The organism is Gordonia aurantiaca (assembly GCF_039939235.1).
In the GTDB taxonomy this organism is placed as follows: Bacteria; Actinomycetota; Actinomycetes; order Mycobacteriales; family Mycobacteriaceae; genus Gordonia.
Genome location: NZ_JBDUUF010000022.1, coordinates 1 through 15,723 on the forward strand (window position 1 = coordinate 1; position 15,723 = coordinate 15,723).

17 protein-coding genes are annotated in these 15,723 nt (G+C 65.3%); 13 read left to right on the plus strand and 4 right to left on the minus strand.

The window, feature by feature from the left end; genetic code table 11:
* Positions 1 to 372 precede the first annotated feature (372 nt).
* The gene (locus ABFT43_RS22240) at positions 373 to 681 is read left to right on the plus strand and encodes a hypothetical protein (RefSeq protein WP_347962432.1); all 309 of its coding nucleotides are present in this window, start codon (positions 373 to 375) and stop codon (positions 679 to 681) included.
* A gap of 40 nt (positions 682 to 721) precedes the next feature.
* Here ABFT43_RS22240 and ABFT43_RS22245 read toward each other — a convergent pair whose 3' ends face one another.
* Positions 722 to 847 (minus strand): hypothetical protein, encoded by a 126-nt coding sequence (locus ABFT43_RS22245; RefSeq protein WP_347962418.1) that lies wholly within the window; start codon positions 845 to 847, stop codon positions 722 to 724.
* 741 nt (positions 848 to 1,588) lie between these two features.
* Between ABFT43_RS22245 and ABFT43_RS22250 the strand changes: the two genes are divergently transcribed.
* From ABFT43_RS22250 to ABFT43_RS22295, 10 genes are all read left to right on the plus strand, one after another.
* The gene (locus ABFT43_RS22250; protein ID WP_347962419.1) at positions 1,589 to 3,148 is read left to right on the plus strand and encodes a hypothetical protein; all 1,560 of its coding nucleotides are present in this window, start codon (positions 1,589 to 1,591) and stop codon (positions 3,146 to 3,148) included.
* A gap of 361 nt (positions 3,149 to 3,509) precedes the next feature.
* Complete coding sequence (locus ABFT43_RS22255) at positions 3,510 to 4,466, plus strand: DUF4192 domain-containing protein (protein ID WP_347962420.1); 957 nt, start codon at positions 3,510 to 3,512, stop codon at positions 4,464 to 4,466.
* 513 nt (positions 4,467 to 4,979) lie between these two features.
* Positions 4,980 to 5,132: a hypothetical protein gene (locus ABFT43_RS22260; RefSeq protein ID WP_020171063.1), complete on the plus strand. Its 153-nt coding sequence runs from the start codon at positions 4,980 to 4,982 to the stop codon at positions 5,130 to 5,132.
* Positions 5,133 to 5,164: 32 nt separating this feature from the next.
* Complete coding sequence (locus ABFT43_RS22265) at positions 5,165 to 5,725, plus strand: hypothetical protein (RefSeq protein ID WP_347962421.1); 561 nt, start codon at positions 5,165 to 5,167, stop codon at positions 5,723 to 5,725.
* A gap of 109 nt (positions 5,726 to 5,834) precedes the next feature.
* Positions 5,835 to 6,329 (plus strand): hypothetical protein, encoded by a 495-nt coding sequence (locus tag ABFT43_RS22270; RefSeq protein ID WP_347962422.1) that lies wholly within the window; start codon positions 5,835 to 5,837, stop codon positions 6,327 to 6,329.
* Between the two features lie 425 nt (positions 6,330 to 6,754).
* Positions 6,755 to 7,000 carry a redoxin NrdH gene (locus ABFT43_RS22275; RefSeq protein ID WP_347962423.1) on the plus strand — a complete coding sequence of 82 codons (246 nt, stop codon included), beginning with the start codon at positions 6,755 to 6,757 and terminating at the stop codon, positions 6,998 to 7,000.
* A gap of 33 nt (positions 7,001 to 7,033) precedes the next feature.
* Positions 7,034 to 7,708 carry a hypothetical protein gene (locus ABFT43_RS22280; RefSeq protein WP_347962424.1) on the plus strand — a complete coding sequence of 225 codons (675 nt, stop codon included), beginning with the start codon at positions 7,034 to 7,036 and terminating at the stop codon, positions 7,706 to 7,708.
* Positions 7,709 to 7,733: 25 nt separating this feature from the next.
* Complete coding sequence (locus ABFT43_RS22285; RefSeq protein ID WP_347962425.1) at positions 7,734 to 7,937, plus strand: hypothetical protein; 204 nt, start codon at positions 7,734 to 7,736, stop codon at positions 7,935 to 7,937.
* A 138-nt stretch (positions 7,938 to 8,075) separates the two neighbouring features.
* Entirely contained in the window at positions 8,076 to 8,312 is a 237-nt protein-coding gene (locus tag ABFT43_RS22290; protein ID WP_347962426.1) for an antitoxin VbhA family protein, read from the plus strand.
* 85 nt (positions 8,313 to 8,397) lie between these two features.
* On the plus strand, positions 8,398 to 9,183 hold the full coding sequence (locus ABFT43_RS22295) for a Fic/DOC family protein (protein ID WP_347962427.1): 786 nt from the start codon (positions 8,398 to 8,400) through the stop codon (positions 9,181 to 9,183).
* Positions 9,184 to 9,276: 93 nt separating this feature from the next.
* On the opposite strand, the gene ABFT43_RS22300 is transcribed toward ABFT43_RS22295, so the two are convergent.
* Entirely contained in the window at positions 9,277 to 9,636 is a 360-nt protein-coding gene (locus ABFT43_RS22300; protein ID WP_347962428.1) for a hypothetical protein, read from the minus strand.
* 515 nt (positions 9,637 to 10,151) lie between these two features.
* Here ABFT43_RS22300 and ABFT43_RS22305 point away from each other — a divergent pair.
* The gene (locus ABFT43_RS22305) at positions 10,152 to 10,652 is read left to right on the plus strand and encodes a plasmid mobilization protein (RefSeq protein ID WP_347962429.1); all 501 of its coding nucleotides are present in this window, start codon (positions 10,152 to 10,154) and stop codon (positions 10,650 to 10,652) included.
* Positions 10,652 to 12,688, plus strand: coding sequence for a relaxase/mobilization nuclease domain-containing protein (locus tag ABFT43_RS22310; RefSeq protein ID WP_347962430.1), 2,037 nt, complete (start codon positions 10,652 to 10,654; stop codon positions 12,686 to 12,688). The genes ABFT43_RS22305 and ABFT43_RS22310 overlap by 1 nt, the downstream gene beginning before the upstream one ends.
* Before the next feature lie 39 nt (positions 12,689 to 12,727).
* On the opposite strand, the gene ABFT43_RS22315 is transcribed toward ABFT43_RS22310, so the two are convergent.
* Both ABFT43_RS22315 and ABFT43_RS22320 read right to left on the minus strand, forming a co-directional pair.
* Positions 12,728 to 13,567, minus strand: coding sequence for an IS5 family transposase (locus tag ABFT43_RS22315; protein WP_168702844.1), 840 nt, complete (start codon positions 13,565 to 13,567; stop codon positions 12,728 to 12,730).
* Positions 13,568 to 13,661: 94 nt separating this feature from the next.
* Entirely contained in the window at positions 13,662 to 14,996 is a 1,335-nt protein-coding gene (locus ABFT43_RS22320) for an MFS transporter (RefSeq protein WP_347962431.1), read from the minus strand.
* Between the last annotated feature and the right edge of the window lie 727 nt (positions 14,997 to 15,723).

The window sequence follows — 15,723 nt, forward strand, 5'->3', positions numbered from 1 at the left end:
CGACCGACACGAGATTCGGATCATCGAACACAGCCGACACGGCAACGGGAGCATGCTTGAATTGCACCTACGAGATGCCTCTCAGACTCGGGAAATAGGACCTTAGACAAGCTCTATTCTTCCCGGTCAGAGGGGCATTTCTGCGTTACGACGCCAACTCAGCAAGCCTCCCCATCGGTGGATCGAGGCTAAATAGATGCAGGGTGTCCTCGGTCAGGATGTGCGCTCACGGCGGCCCTTGGCTACGGACTAGTGGTAACCCTGCATATTCGGTCGCTGCATAATGTGGTTGCACGTCTGGTGAGGCGTTGAGAATCTTGTCGTGTGGAAGCTGTCGCGTCGAAAGAGAAGAATCAGCCGGCGCCGCCGCACGTGGTCTTCGATGACCTCGTGAGCCCAAATCGGCAGCCTTCCCGCCCTTGGCTTCACCTTCTGGACGATGAGATTGCGCCCACTGTCGTCGAGTCCGACCGACCCACGCGAGTGGTGTGGTCGTCGTTGTGGACGAAGCGGCCAGATGCTCGGGTCGTATTCGATCTGAGTGGCGGGCGCAGTGGTACCGATCTGCGGTGGACGTTGCTCACCGAGCAGCCCTATCCGGAAGACCGTCAGCTCCGTCATCTGTGCCAACGCATCGGCAACCTGATCAACGCCAACCTGCGATACACCTACGGTCAGTAATCAGAGTCCGCGACGTGCATCCGTTCTCGGCTCCGTGGGGTTAGTCGTAGAACGGCTGGCGGCCGTAGCGGTCTGCGGTCACGACATCGATGTCGTCGCGGGTCGTGAGGGCACGGATGGTGGTTGTGTCCGCTCCGATCCCGGCCCAGTGCGGGATCCACGTCACTGGCCAGGCACCAGGCGCGGTCGGCGGGCCATACGAAGGCCGGCGGGTCGTGATGTAGCGCAGGCGTCTCGTGTGTCAGTGGCTGCTCCCACGCCTTGAGGTCGGACAATGTGCCGACGTAGAGGTGATAGTCGCGGTTGGGGATGTGCATCCGGGGCGCCCCCGGTAAGGGAGACAGCACACCTGGATAGCCGGCCCAGATCGCGAAGTAGCAGTCATCGGAGCTGCGCGTCTCCGCAGCCAGAGCTCTGCACGTCCTGGCGACGATGGCGTGCTCGTAGCCCGCGTAGACGGCCTGTGTGAAGTCCTCGCTCGGAACGGCCTGATGGGGACGGTCTGGATCGATCCGGTATGAAGCGGACTCGCGCGTAGGCCTCGAACTCAGGAGGGCCGAACAGTGCTAGTGCCTTCCATGCCTGGCCCGACGCGACGTCGTCGGTCGCGTCACGACTTCGCGTGATCCAGTCCGCGGGCGAGACATCAGCAGAGAAACGCTTGCTCGAATGCCGCTGCGAAACAATGGTGTTCGTGACCGCGGCCAGGACCAGGAGGAGTGGCGAGGTGATGCATCTGATGCAATATGCAGTGCCTTACTTGACATAAGATAAATTATCGGTTTGCGTTGTGTCGCAAAGGATTTCGTCACCAGTGACGAAAATGCACACGAATTCCGCGGACGATCAGCGCATCAGTTACCTTCGAGTTCGTTCTCGGTGTCAGTCCTGATGAAAGGGTGCATGCGTGACGATCAGCGTCCCAGAAGGTCAGCCCAATCACCGCTTCATGAGGTATGTCAGACCGCCAGCCAAGGACGATGACAACCACAGTCCGCTTTACCCGTTGAGGCCGGCAACACGACCCCTTCGACTTGGCATCGACGTCGCTACCATTCCCACTCCGCCCACTGGGATCTTCTCTACCTTTCTCGGCCGGGAGGAGCTGGACATCCAGTTGCTGGTGCCTAGTGGTGAAGAGGTCCCCGAAGACTGGGCACGGATTCTTCAGGACCCAATCGTGCGGCAGATCGGGTTCACCACGGTTGAGGAAGCCTCTCGCCATCTCGATACCGTCGAGTTCAGCGTTCTGACCGAATCTGAGAGGGAGTACTCCTCGTACTCAGCGCACTTCTTCCCCCTCTATCAAGAGCTCGACGAGCAGCTTGCGCCTCCCACTGCGAAGCCCCTCACTTTGGCAGAGCGGAATCGGGCAGCGGCGTACGCGGCGGCCTCAGCAGTAGTTGGCATTGATGCGATCGTGACTTCGGCCCCGACGGCCGGACGCTGCGACGTCGCCGACAACGACATCGTCGTAAGCGTGACGCCCAATGACGCGGTTGCACTTATCGGGCACTACCTGCGAATGACTAGCAACCCGGTCGTGACAGTGCGTCGTGGCGGACTCGGCAGCGGCGGGGCGTGGAAGCATACGGAGTCCACGGCGACGATCGAGAACTTCTACGGCTGGGGTGTCGGCGCCTTGATGCCGTACTTCGACTGTCTCCACATGATTATCGCTCCGCAGAGTGGCGATTCCGACCTTGCTGCCGCAGTCCACTCGATCCGGGTCCGACTCTGCCGAGCCACGCGGGCACTTGACCAACTGCTCGCAGTGCTATCGAACCCGGTTGGTGGCAAGCGGAGTGTTGACGTCGTGGAGGAAGCAGCGGAAGCGTTCGACCGGCAGCTGCTGTACCTGGCCGCAGCATTTGACATCTACGGACGTCGCTACCCGCTGATGATCGACCCCACTCGAGACCCGAAAAAATACCGGTTTTCTCTCGACGCCGGCGGCTACATCACCGATCACTTGACGCGGGAGTACCCAGGCGCCGAGCTCATAGAGGTAGAACGGCTCCATGCCTACGCCGGGGTGTGCAAGGTGCTCCGCAACCACATCCACGACGGCATCCTGCCCATCAGCCAGCATGCCGGACGTGGCTACGGCAGCACCCAAAACATTGCCCTGAACCTCGATGCAATGCCTGAGCTTGTTCCGGGCGCCAATCCGAAGCTGACACAGGATCACTACGACAGTCTCGGTGTCTGGCGCGCGCCCTCGGTTGGGGTGTTCGGCGCTCCGACCACCGTCGCCGATCTAGCCACAACGGCGGTCACGCTGATGGGAGCGGGGACCGGCTTAATAGAAGCGTTCACCAAGCTGATCCTGCGGAATAGGCCCGCGGCCGCTTCTGCGCCTCACCCTATCCTCGGCTGTGTGCAGGCTCAGCCTGGGGAGGCCGAACCGCAGTTGCATCCACGTGAGCTTTTCTACCGCTCGTTGTTCGACTGGCCCCGTGTCTGATCGACCGATCCGACGGTGTCCGGTGTGTTCCCGTCGAGCCGATCCGCCCGCAGTCGGTCTCGTGTGAGGTGCCGGCGTTCGCCGGCATCGACTGCCAGCTGCGCTGACACCTGATCGGAAGCGGGCTACGCCCGCGCTGCATTCAAGGGCCTGCTTTGCTGACCCCTTCCATTCTCTTACCTCTGGTCGGCACGCCGCAAGGGCCGCGAAAAACTAATCCGCCCTACGGGTTTCAGGCCTACGGCCCGGATGACTTTTTCGCTGTAAACACCCTTGCACCGACCTCCCGCCGGCAAAGAGATGGCAGGTGTCAAGCAAAGCACCGGCCCGCCAGGGCCGACCACCCAGGAAGGCACCCGCCATGCAGCGCATCCTCACCACCGCAGATGTCATCGCCGCGATCCCCGGCCTGATCGGATTCGTGCCCGCCGAGTCGATTGTCGTCGTCGGTATCACCGAGCACGAGCGCGGTCTCCAGATCGGCATGACCGCCCGCCACGACATTGCCGGCGCCGACCAGGGATTCGCCGACTACCTCGCCGAGGTCGTTTACACCCACGGCCTGCCCCGCGCGGCAGTCATCGCAATCACCGCAGACGACACCGCCGGAGACACCGCCGTCCGCATCATGAGCGACGCCCTCATGGGCTACGGCATCGAGACCGACCACCGCGCCGTGGTCGCCCGCTGCGACCAGCCCGCCCCCTACCGGGACCTCATCACCGGAGACACCGGAATCAGCGGCGACTACCGCGACAGCTTCGCCTCGGCCCGCCGCGTCATGAGCGGACAGAGCATCGAGGCCACCCGCGACGAGCTGCGGACCAGCATCGCCACCCTCACCGACCCCATCGACACCGAAGGCGTCGAGATTCAGCCCGCACTCGCCGCCAAGGCCGTTGTCGAGGCCGTCGTCAATTGGCCCACCGACATCACCCCCGAGCTGTCGGCCCAGGTCGCCGCGATGATCGACCGGCACCTCGTCTACCGTGATGCTTTCCTGCGCACCGGCGCCTACGATGCCGCCGCGGCCGCCGCCGTTTTCGTCGAACTCGCCCGCCCCCTGCGCGGACGCGACCGCGCGAACATGCTCACCATCGCCGCCGCCTGCTACTACTTCGCCGGTAACGGCACGTCGGTCAACGTGGTCCTCGACCACATCGCCGAGGACAGCGAACTGCCCCGCCTCGCCCAGCTGCTCGACCACTCCATGCGAGCAGGAGTCAACCCCAAGGTGATCCGCGAGATCATCCCCGCCGCGGAAGCGGCCGACGAGCTGTTCGGAGGCCACTTCCCCACCCCGGAGGACTTCGCCTAGACCGGCCCCAGGGGGGGAGGCTCAGAAAATATGAGCCTCCACCCCCGGGGGCATCGCCTCGCGCCACAACAGATCCACCCGTGCAGCCTCAGCGCGAGGACGGCCCTCAGCCACAGCCCGCACCTCAGACAGCGACGGCACCCACAGACCAGACAACTCACGCTCAACAGCAGACATACCACTCACGGTAACCGCCGGCACAGCGGATCGGCTACGCCGAACAGCCCTGTTGGCCGAGCTGGCGCCCGGCGAACCCACAAGGACCGGCCCTGCCGGGCCGGACTCGAATCATCGTGCGGCATCCGCCGCACATAGCGGGGGTTTGTTGCCCCCTTCCATTCTCCTACCTCTGGTCGGCACGGCGACAAGGGCCGCGAAAAACTAATCCGCCCTACGGGTTTCAGGCCTACGGCCCGGATGACTTTTTCGACTGTGAACACCCTTGCACCGGCCTCCCGCCGGCAAAGAGATGGCAGGTGTCAAACAAACCAGCCGACCGCAGGAGGAACCCCGATGGCACGCCAGTCCCGCAACGGCACCCAGCGCGACGTGTTCAGCCGCACCAGCCGCGCCCACCAGAACCCCCGCACCATCCGCGCCGCCAAGCGCCAGGCCAACCGCCAGGACCGCGCCGCCGGCCGCCGCGAGACCCGAGACCTCTACTGACCGCCCCAAACCCACAGCAAGGAGACAACGCCATGACCATCACCGCCCCGTTCAGCCACTTCACCGCCCGCCTCAGCCGCGGATACATCGCACCCGCCGGCGCCGCCCTCGACCTCGACACCCAGATCATCGCCACCACCACCGCGATCGAGGTCCTCGACCGAGTGGCCCAGCTGTGGCAGGAGGAAGAACCCAACCTCGTCACCCTCCGCGACCGCACCCACCTGCTCAGGGTGCGCACCGTCACCGGCAGCAACGTCGCTGTCTACGCCGCCACCCCGGTCATCGAGGCCTACCCCTTCGGTGTCGAGCTCGCCACCATCTACCGCCACGGATTCACCATGCGGCTCACCGCCAAACTCGGCGAGGCCGCCCTCACCACCAAGGACTGCCGCCCCGGCCGCGCCGACCGCCCCCACGGCCTGCGCCGCCTCGAGCCCTCCCGCTACCCCGCACCCAACCACACCCTGATCACCGGCCGCTTCGCCGACGACAGCCGCACCGCCCACCAATGGCTCACCGAACACGCCGAGCGCATCGCAGCCGCCGACACCGACCGCGAAACCACCGCCACCCCACTGATCTCCGGCTAACAGAAGAAGACACGACCAACCAGCCCCGACACCTCGGTTGCGGCTCGGCAGGCACACCGAACGCCCCGAGCCGCAACCGATCACCACCACCAGGAAGAGGCCCGCCATCATGACCGCCACACTCAACGCCCACGACACCTACATGCCCGCCACCGTGCCCGACGACTACGCCGCCACCCGCGCCGGCATCCCCTGGACCGCCGCCAACCTCGCCGCCAGCACCCGACTCCGCCACGGCCACAGCATGCTCCTCGACGTCGACCTGCTCGCCTGGACTCTCGACACCCTCATCGAGGACCACCCACGCCGCAGCCGCACGCTGGTCAAGGCCGGCCCCGCCGTCGGCGCAGCCGCCCGCCGCGCAGCCGCAGCCACCAGCCCGCTCCTGCGCCCCGAGCAGCACGGCTCACCCCGACAGTGGATGAGCTGGCAGCAAGCGATCATCACCCAGGAACGCGACCACCACCGCCACCCCGGCCCGCAGCTCTGGCACATCCTCGCCACCGCAGCCACCCTCGCCGGCGAACCTGGCGACCGCGCCCAGGGGCTGATCCCCGGCCGCTGGCCCGACATCGACCGACACCGCCCCAACCGCCCCCGCTAGCCGGACGCCAGCCCCCCGGGGGCGGGGTCCGGTGTGGCGGGTATCGAACCCGCCACACCGGATGCGCTACCGCGCAACCACACTGGTCGCCACCCGACGATCCATCACCTGCGGATCATTGCCTGAACCCGCCCAATCGTCATGACGCGCAACCGCAGCGCGTCAATTGCGCTCCGGCAACAACCTGGCACGCGCTCCGACTCGCTCCCGCTCGCCTCCCGCTTATCTCGCACCAGGTTCTCCCCTGCACTCCATTGACCCGCCACGACCCGCGCGAACGGGCGGCAAATATCAGGCAAAGCACCACCACCAGACACGCCCGAAAAGTGCACCTGAACAGCGAAAAGAGTTGCGCGACAACGCAATACAAACTATGATGAAGGGTAAGAGTAAATGCTCGCGACACAGGGAAACGAGGCCACGACATGAGCGAGAACACCACGATCACCGTCTACAGCAAGCCCGCCTGCGTGCAGTGCCACGCCACCTACAAGGCCCTGGACAAGGCCGGTCTCTCCTACGAAATCATCGACATCAGCCAGGACAGTGAGGCCCGCGACCACGTGATGGCCCTGGGCTATCTGCAAGCTCCCGTCGTGGTGGCCGGCGACGACCACTGGTCCGGCTTCCGCCCCGACCGCATCAAGAAGCTCGCCACGAACGCAGCCTGAAACCCACAGCACAGCACAGAAGAGGAGCGGAAGGTGACCGTCATGATGGACACCCCCGACGTCGAGCGCCAGGCCGACTCCCAGACCCGGGCGGTCGAGCCCCTCCCCGAGCTCGAAACCGTCGCCGACGGCCAGGACCTGACTCTCGCCGGCGCGATCGCCGACCACGCAGCCCTCGAAGACGCGCTGCGTCTCGAGGTGGACATGCTCACCGCCCTGGTCTGGGCACCGCCGCAGCTCGCCCGGTCGGTGGTCGAGGCCATCATCGGAACCCACACCGACCGTCAAGCAGACACCACCACCGTTCTTCCCGCCGGCAGCGTGCTGTTCTGGCGCGACGCTCATCAAGCCGTCTGGGACACCGTCGTCACCCTCCTCGACGAGGCAAGCCCCGCCACCCCGGTCCTGGTCAATGCGCGTTTGGCAGACCGAGGACTGACCACCCGCACCCGCGGCATCATGCTCGAGATCGCCTCCCCCCGACACGGCCGCCCCGTCGCCGACAGCGCCGACCTGCCCTACCTCGCCGCCGCCCTCATCGACGCCTGGTACCGCCGCGGCTACACCGCACTACTCACCCGCATGCAGCAAGTCACCCAAGAACGCCCCACCGCCGAACTCGCCGGCCACTGGACCGCCCTCACCACACACCAACAAGCCGCCGAAACCCGCTGGCTCGCCATCCGAGACACCCTCGCCCGCATCTGAACACAAAAAGCTCACAGGACATGCGATGACTGACAACGACTACGACGATCTCGACGCCCGGGACCGCGAGATCCAGGACCTTGCCGCCGACATGCGTGAACACGGACACAGCTGGGCCGACATCGCCCACACCCTCGCCCTCCCCGAGGCAACCGTCAAACGCGCCGCCGACCAAGCCCACCAACGCGCCGCCGAACTCGCCGCCCGCGACCAAATCGCCCTGTTCTGACCACCCACCCCGCGAGTTCGGGAAAACCGTCCCTCACTGTTTGGAGGAGAGACGGTCTACGCCGTGACCGGCTCGAACACGCCGATGACCGGTAAACTGTTGAGTACGACGCGACATCCAAGAAAGGCAGGTGCGGCGATGATCGAGTCACGATGGGTCACCCGCTGGCCGGAGTTGTTCGCCGGCCTCGCCGACACCCAGGTCCGTGGTGTCGTCCAGGCAATCGACAACAACGTCCTCGAGGGCTGGGACCCGCAACGAGCCGACGTCGACCTGCTGACCCGGTCGGCGCGCGGCGAGCTGACCGACGCCGAAGTCATCGCCGAAGCTGTCGCCATGGCGACCGGTACGCGAGCGGCACACGCCCTCGGCTGACCGCCCGCACAAACCGTGTAGTTGTTCACGACGGCACCGCCTCGTCGAGGTGGTGCCGTCGTCGTGTCTGGAAAGGTGAGGGTGAGTGACCGCGCAGGATGACTGGGACGCCACGTTCATCTCCGGCACCTCCGTGTTGGCCAACAAACTCGGCCTCACCGATCCCGACGCGCTCGCCGCGGCCGAGTACTCCATCACCGCGCACCGCGAAGCGATGATCGTCGACGGACGCATCCCGATCGCCCGCACCTACGACGCCGAGCATCTGCACACCATCCACGCCGCGTTGTTCTCCCCGATCTATGAGTGGGCCGGGGTTCCGCGCACCTATCCGTTGAGCAAAGACGGTCTGCCGTTCGCCGACCCGAACCAGATCGGCCGCTACCTCGACCACGCCCGCGACCACATCGCCGTCGTCGACTGGACCGACCTGGACCATGGTGAGTTCGCTGTCGAGGCCGCCACCGTCTACGCCTCGATCAACATGAGCCACCCCTACCGCGAAGGAAACGGCCGCGCGGCAAAGGTGTTCATGTCCCAACTCGCAGACGAGGCCGGCTACCACCTCGACTACAGCCGCGTCACACCCGAGCAGTGGGTCAACGCAGCCATGCTCTCCCACCCCGACCGCGGCACGTTCGAGCCCGTCCCAGACACCATGATCCCAGTATTCGCGCGGATCGCCGAACCCCTCACACCACCGCAAGCTCGTGCGGAAGAACGCGAGACCGGCGCGCAGCGCGCGACCCGGATTGCCAGCCGCGGCACATCCCGACGCTCGCCCACCTCGGGTGCGCGCGGGACATCGGGTAGCACTCACCATCGCCACAGGACCGGGTATGACCGAGGGGCCGAGGGGCGCGACCGCTGACCATAGGGGTGTAGGACACCAATCGGCCAAATGGGTGCGGCCAGACGAGAGACCGCGCGATCACATCCAGGGCCGTCGCCGTTGGTGTTGAAGCTACTTAGGGGCTTGGGAGGTCAGGCCTTGGCGTGCATCGAGACGTTCCGTCACTCGTGCCTTCGGTTCGTCTTCCGCGTCCGGCCACATGGGCGGTGTCCCAATCGGCCGCGTCCACTCAATGTCAATCACGCCGGATGGGACATCGCCCAGGGCAAACTCCAAATGGCCCACGATTTCGCCCTCGTCCACGATTAGTGCGGTGTCGGTGATTCCTTCGGAGCCGTGGGTTCCGAGGCCGGGTTGCCACAGCTTTGCATCGTCGTCAAGCGCGCGGATCGTGATGTCGCGGGCCGGGGTTCCAGTTCGATTGACGAGAACGTAGCTCCCTTCCCTGACGTGCTTAAGGTTCCAAGGCATGGGTTGAGGGTAACGGACATCCTGACCCGGTGGGTCGGCGTAGCGGTTAAGCGGCGCGACGTAGCCATGTCCGAGTTTCAAACCTTCGTGACACGGTCGCGGCCAGTGGGTGACTAACTCCTCTAGTCGATCACGACGGTTGGAATGCCGGGGTCGGTGGCCGCCCGCAACGCCGTCTTTCGCAGCCACCCGCGTTGGTAGGCCGATGAGATCAAACGATGGCGGCTCCCGGCCCTGTAGAGGCCGACGTTTCTCGGGCCATCGTGTCCGCAGGCCGCCGCCTGGCGGCGCGATAAGGACCACGCTGCGCGTGGACTCGTTGATCCCGCGCGCACGCGCGCTCACGCTGAAAAGCACCCACTGCGCGGAGCAAGCTATGGTTTAGGTGCCCTAAACCCTTGCTCACCGTCCCTGTCGTCGGTACGGTGAGGATCGAATAGTCCCCACGGTGGTGGGGTCGCTGCGCTGGGCGGACGGCCCGTGAGGCCGGGAAGAGACGCAGAGAGGAGGCACCGATGAGTCGGAGTGAAGACTCGGCAGGTGCGTTCCTGCGGCGTCGGCGGCGCAACCATCCAGGCGGTCGAGATGACCGAATCATCATCAAGGTGACGGCTGCTGAGAAGCAGGACTTGCTCAATCGGGCCGAGGATGCGGGATTCGGTTCGGTGCAAGAGTTTCTGATGGCTCGCGCGGTCAATGCAGAGGCCGGTGTCGGCATCAATCACGCCGAGAAGTTGGCGGCGTGGAAAGAAGCGACCGGGATTCGCAACCTGCTGTCGGGTATCGCGGTCAACATGAACCAGATCGCGCGGCACGCCAACACCGACAAGGACATCCCGCCCGACTTCGAGCCTGCGGTGAGCGCGGTGCTGCGTACGGCGGATCGGGTCCGCGACGCATTCGGTGAAGTGTTCGCGGTGTCGTTTCCTGCGAGTCAGCACCACTCCCCGACCCATAACGGGGAGCGACCGAGCGGGCCGATCACTTCCGCCGAGGGCGAAGGCTGGACTGTCTGATGCCGATCATGCCGGCGATCTCATCGGGTGCGCGGATGCAGGGTTTGGTCATGTACTTGGCAGGTCCGGGCAAGGCCAACGAGCACTCCAACCCGCATGTGGTGGCAGCATCGTCGCGCAGCGTGTTCGCCGCTGGCGGTGCGGGCGCGGAGATGAACCGCGAACACGCCTACGAACTCGGTCATGCCCTCGATGAGGCTCGGGTGGTGTTCGGTACCGAGGTCACTCGCCGCGACACGGCCGCGCTGAAAGCCGCCCAGGAGCGTGGCGTCAAAGGCAGTGCCGCGATCGCTGAAGCGACCCGCGATGAGAACGTCTGGCACTGCTCGCTGTCGCTGCCTCCCGACGCCGAAGCTTTGGATGATGCGACGTGGTCGGCGATCGTTCATGACTTCATGGAGGGCATGGGGTTTGACGATCCGAAGGCCGCCGACTCTCGCTGGGTAGCCATTCGTCATGGACTGACGAAGAACGGCGGCGACCACATTCACATCGCCGCGTCCCGAGTTCGTGATGACGGCAGTGTGGTCGCCAAGTGGCGGCCGCACCCGATCCGCGGCGGCAACGAAGGTGACTTCGCCCGCGCGCAGCGAGTCGCCCGCGAACTCGAAGTGAAGTACGGCCTCGAAGTGCTGTCTAGCTACAACAAGGACATGGCCAGCCGGGGTCGTGCACACGCCCAGGACGGTGCCACCAAACCGGTGCTCGACGCCGAGGGCAACGTCGTTCGTGAACCGCGGATCGCTGAGTCACCGTCGGTCACCCTGGCGCGGCGGGTACGTGCTGCGGCAGCGGCGGCGGAGAGCGAAGCCGAGTTTGTGCGCCTGGTGCGCGCCGACGGACTGGTCATCCGCTCAGCCCGCTACGACAAGACCGATCCTCGCGCCGTCACCGGATTCAGCGTCGGGTTGCCGGCCACCGAGTACGCCAACAAGCACGGCCAGCCGATCATGCACGGCGGCAAGAAACTCGCCGAAGACCTCTCACTCCCTCGCCTCCGCGAAGGATGGATCGACGACACCAACTCTCGGGCCGACGCGCTGTCGGCCTGGGACCACGCAGACGAACGCGCCACGACACCACGCGAGCAGACGGCACCGCATCAGCGTGCCGCCGACGACACCCAACGCGCTACCTCCGACGCAGAGGTTGCGGCGCGGCTGCGCGCGATCCTTACCCCGCTGGCCCAGTCTGCGGCCACCGAAGCCGACTACGCCAAGGCGTTGCGTAACCATCCCGACATCCTCGCCCGGCCCCGCTATGCGAAGGGCTCCACGACCGAGGTCACCGGATACGCAGTCGCGTTGCACACCCGGCTTGCGCGCGGCGCTGACGGCAAAGAGATCTGGCGCAACGCCAGCTACCTCGGCGACGGCCTGGCCCTCAAAGACCTCCGGCAGCGGTGGCCCGACAGCGACAGCCATCGTGCCCTCGCGGCCTCTGCATGGTCGCGCTCCAACCGTGCATCGGCGGCACGCGCCGATGACAACCCGCTCGCGCACAGGCTCCACGACGATGCCCGCCGTTGGCAGCGCGCCGTGACGTCGATCAACGACCCGCACTCGCGCGCATGGCACGCGGTGGCCGCCGATACTGCCGGCGCCGTTGGTGCAGCTGCGCGAGGTCTCTCGGGTGAGCAGGCGCAGAGTCTGAACCAGCTTGCCGACGCACTCGGCGCTGTGTCCGGTCACCGCCGCCCCACCCAACCGCAAGCGGTCCGGTCGTACACATCGGCCCGTCGCGTTGCTGCAACCATGCTGGCCGCCAGCCGCGACGACACCACACTGCTGTGGCTCACCGCGATGAAGCAGGTGCTGGCCGCCAGCAAGGCGATCGGTGAGGCGATGGCCGCGCAGGGCCACACCCGGCAGGCTCGGCACATCTCTGCCGCCATTGCAGCGACTGACCTTCAGTTCCAGGGCCAGGTTCTCACACCGAGCCACAGTGCGCGTCGAGTCTTGAGCCCGACCGCTGTTCCGGTGGTGCGCACCCGCACAAGTACCCCGAGCACTGGACACGGTCGTGAGCGCGGGTGAGTAAATAGCCTGTAAGGGATCGCGCGGATAGGGCATGAGTCACGGGCTGCGGGCGGGTCGTGTATCCCATCTGTAGATGGACCATGCTCGACGGACCAGACGGCGGATGATGATGATCGCGCTGGCTAACGCGATCCACGCATCCTGGACTAGCGCTCTCCGGTCGGTCACCTTCGCTAGGGCCGCGAATCCTCGGTTATGCCAAGCGTTCGTGCGTTCGACTACCCACCGGCGGGTGTGGTTGATCGGCACGAACGCGCCTTTTGGGCTGATTCGCCGATCGCATCCCAGCTCCTCTAGGAGACTTCGAGTGGTCATGGAGTCGTAGCCTGCATCCAAATGAACGGTGATGTTCTGCGGTAGATGGCAGCCAAAGACGTCGAGTTTCTCGAGCGTGGGACGTAGAAGAGGAGAATCGTTCTGGTTAGCTCCGGCCAGCACCCATCCGATTGGGATGCCGCCACCTTCCACGAGCAGTGATCGTTTTAGACCTGACTTTCCTCGGTCAACAGGGCTGCGGCCTGTGTTCTCGCCCCCGCACGGTGCCTTGACGATGCATCCATCAACCACGAGGTCGTCAAGGTCGAGACCGACCGCCTGGTCATAGGCGCCAAGCGCGAGCCGGTGGATCGCGTCGAAAACGCCAGCGCGGATCCATTCGTCGCGTCGAGCACGCATCGTGGTCGCCGAGCAGTTCGCATCCGCGTGTTGTTGGTAGGAGCCTCCCAGGACGAGGCGGGCAAGGAGTTTGTCGAACACGACCCGGTCGGGGATGCGAGGGCGGTGGCACCCCAGAGGATGAGTGATGGTTCGTTCGGGAAGCAGCGTTCGGAACTGGTCCCACAACGGGTCGGTGATGAAGCTTGGAAGGACAGGCACGGCATCTTCTGCGTGTTGGCGGCAAAGGAACAGGCACGCCCGCCCCTGTGGCAGACAGGCGAATGGGACAGAGGCGAGCGTCGTGATGTTCGATCTATGCGTCGGCCTTGACAGGCGCCGGAGACCGGCCGATGACCACCGCACCTACGACAAGCCCTGCGATAGCCAGCACCGCAGCGACGAGGAACGGATCGCCAGCGTGCAGAGTCGGTGCGAACCCGATTCCCACATAGACGGCCACACCGGTCGCGCCCCCGAGTTGGTCGGCCGCGCGCTGGACGCCCGAGGCGATCCCGGCGTCTTCGTCAGTAGTTCCGCTGACTGCGATGTACTGCAGGCCGACGAGACCGAAACCCATACCCGCCGCGATCGACAGCATCGCCGGGAGTAACCATGCCGCCCCACCACCGAGGACGGTGACGACAGCGACCGCGACCATCGCGCCTGCGGCGCAGGCGAGCCCGATCATCACGCACACACGCGCACCCCAGAGTTCCAGCAGGTGCGGCACGAGCATCGAGGCCGCTATCAGCGCCACCGCCAGCGGCAACATAGTCAACCCTGCCCCGAGCGGCCCGATGCCTAATCGGTCCTGGAGATAGAAGGTGAACAGTAGGAACGAGGTCGACAGCGCTCCGCTGAGCACCATCGTGGTCAAGTTCGCCCGTACCCGGGACCGGTCAGCGAAAAAGGCCATCGGGACCAGCGGGTTCTGCGACCTCGACTCGACCCGCACGAACCCGGCTGCGGCCGCCACCGCGCCGGCAAGCGCGCCCAGGATCAGCCACGGGTTTGCACCGGGCTCCCCGGCCTCGACCACGGCGTACACGAAGAGCAGCGGGCCCGCCGTAAGCAGGAACGAACCGGGCAAGTCCAACCGAACTTGCCCCCTGGGTACGGATCGGTCAGCCGGCACTAGTAAAAGCGCAGCCACGACCACGACCACGATGAACGGCACCGAGATCAGAAAGATCCAGCGCCACCCCAGGTAAGCGGTGATGATCCCGGATAGCGCGAAACCGAGCACCAACCCGCAGCTAGCCACGGCCGCCCACACGCTCAAGGCGCGGGAACGGCGGCGCCCCTCGGGGAACAGCAGCACGATGGTCGCCATCGCCGCGGGCAGCGCGACGGCCTCACCGGCACCCTGCAGGAGACGAGCTACTACCAGTACTTGGAATGAGGGGGCCAGGCCTGCCAGAAGGGACGCCGCGCCGAACAGGGTCGTGCCTGCCAGGAGAGTACGGCGGCGGCCAACCAAGTCGCCGAGCCGGCCGCCGAGCATCAGCAACCCACCACCGGTAATCGTGTAACCGATCACGACCCAGGTCAGGGAGTGTCCGCCAACGCCGTATTCCGCACCGATCGAGGGCAGCGCGATGTTGACCACGGTCACGTCGACCGCGATGAAGAACTGCAGCATAGACATCGCACACAACACGAGCCATACGCGTACAGGGGCGGGACTTTGCCCGCGAGAAGTAGGAGAAATGCCTGAAAGCATCGAGTGCTCCGTCGCTCTGAAGAGTTACTGAGCAGCACAAGGGGCCGCTCCGGACTGGTTCACGAAGCGGCTGGACGTTCCAAAAGAAGTGTTGCTACGACCTGGTCGTCCCGCCGCTAGCGGGACGACCAGGTCACTGCCGCGCAAGCGGCCGAGGACGAAGCGCCTGACATGCCTCGAACCCTATCAGTGAGCACCTGCTCTCAGCCCAAAGACGTCTGCACCTATCCGCGCTCTCTAAGGGCCTTACAGCCAGCGGCTAGGAGGTCGGCTCCGCTCTAGAAAAATTAAACCCGCCCCCAGAGGGGACGGGCGGTATGCCGATATTGTGCCTCGGGCTCGCCCTGTTGCGCAAATCCAAGACATATGGCGCCGTATGCCCCTGTGTGGCTATATGCGGTCCGCCTCACCACGGTGCGGGTTTGTTGATCTTCCCGACCGGATCACACAGCTGGGCGGCGAAGAGGTCGGTCGGCTGGAGCTGGTACCACCAGTGACCACCCACTCCGTCCGACGGGGCTCCACTTAGCCTCGATCCACCGATGGGGAGGCTTGCTGAGTTGGCGTCGTAACGCAGAAATGCCCCTCTGACCAGGAAGAATAGAGCTTGTCTAAGGTCCTATTTCCCGAGTCTGAGAGGCATCTCGTAGGT

What these genes read in the sequence shown, in the direction of transcription:
- ABFT43_RS22285 (WP_347962425.1), top strand. Translation starts at nt 7,734, where the DNA reads ATGACTGACAACGACTACGACGATCTCGACGCCCGGGACCGCGAGATC.
- ABFT43_RS22260 (WP_020171063.1), top strand. Translation starts at nt 4,980, where the DNA reads ATGGCACGCCAGTCCCGCAACGGCACCCAGCGCGACGTGTTCAGCCGC.
- ABFT43_RS22310 (WP_347962430.1), top strand. Translation starts at nt 10,652, where the DNA reads ATGCCGATCATGCCGGCGATCTCATCGGGTGCGCGGATGCAGGGTTTG.
- ABFT43_RS22270 (WP_347962422.1), top strand. Translation starts at nt 5,835, where the DNA reads ATGACCGCCACACTCAACGCCCACGACACCTACATGCCCGCCACCGTG.
- ABFT43_RS22275 (WP_347962423.1), top strand. Translation starts at nt 6,755, where the DNA reads ATGAGCGAGAACACCACGATCACCGTCTACAGCAAGCCCGCCTGCGTG.
- ABFT43_RS22255 (WP_347962420.1), top strand. Translation starts at nt 3,510, where the DNA reads ATGCAGCGCATCCTCACCACCGCAGATGTCATCGCCGCGATCCCCGGC.
- ABFT43_RS22300 (WP_347962428.1), bottom strand. Translation starts at nt 9,636, where the DNA reads ATGCCTTGGAACCTTAAGCACGTCAGGGAAGGGAGCTACGTTCTCGTC.
- ABFT43_RS22290 (WP_347962426.1), top strand. Translation starts at nt 8,076, where the DNA reads ATGATCGAGTCACGATGGGTCACCCGCTGGCCGGAGTTGTTCGCCGGC.
- ABFT43_RS22305 (WP_347962429.1), top strand. Translation starts at nt 10,152, where the DNA reads ATGAGTCGGAGTGAAGACTCGGCAGGTGCGTTCCTGCGGCGTCGGCGG.
- ABFT43_RS22265 (WP_347962421.1), top strand. Translation starts at nt 5,165, where the DNA reads ATGACCATCACCGCCCCGTTCAGCCACTTCACCGCCCGCCTCAGCCGC.
- ABFT43_RS22320 (WP_347962431.1), bottom strand. Translation starts at nt 14,996, where the DNA reads ATGTCTATGCTGCAGTTCTTCATCGCGGTCGACGTGACCGTGGTCAAC.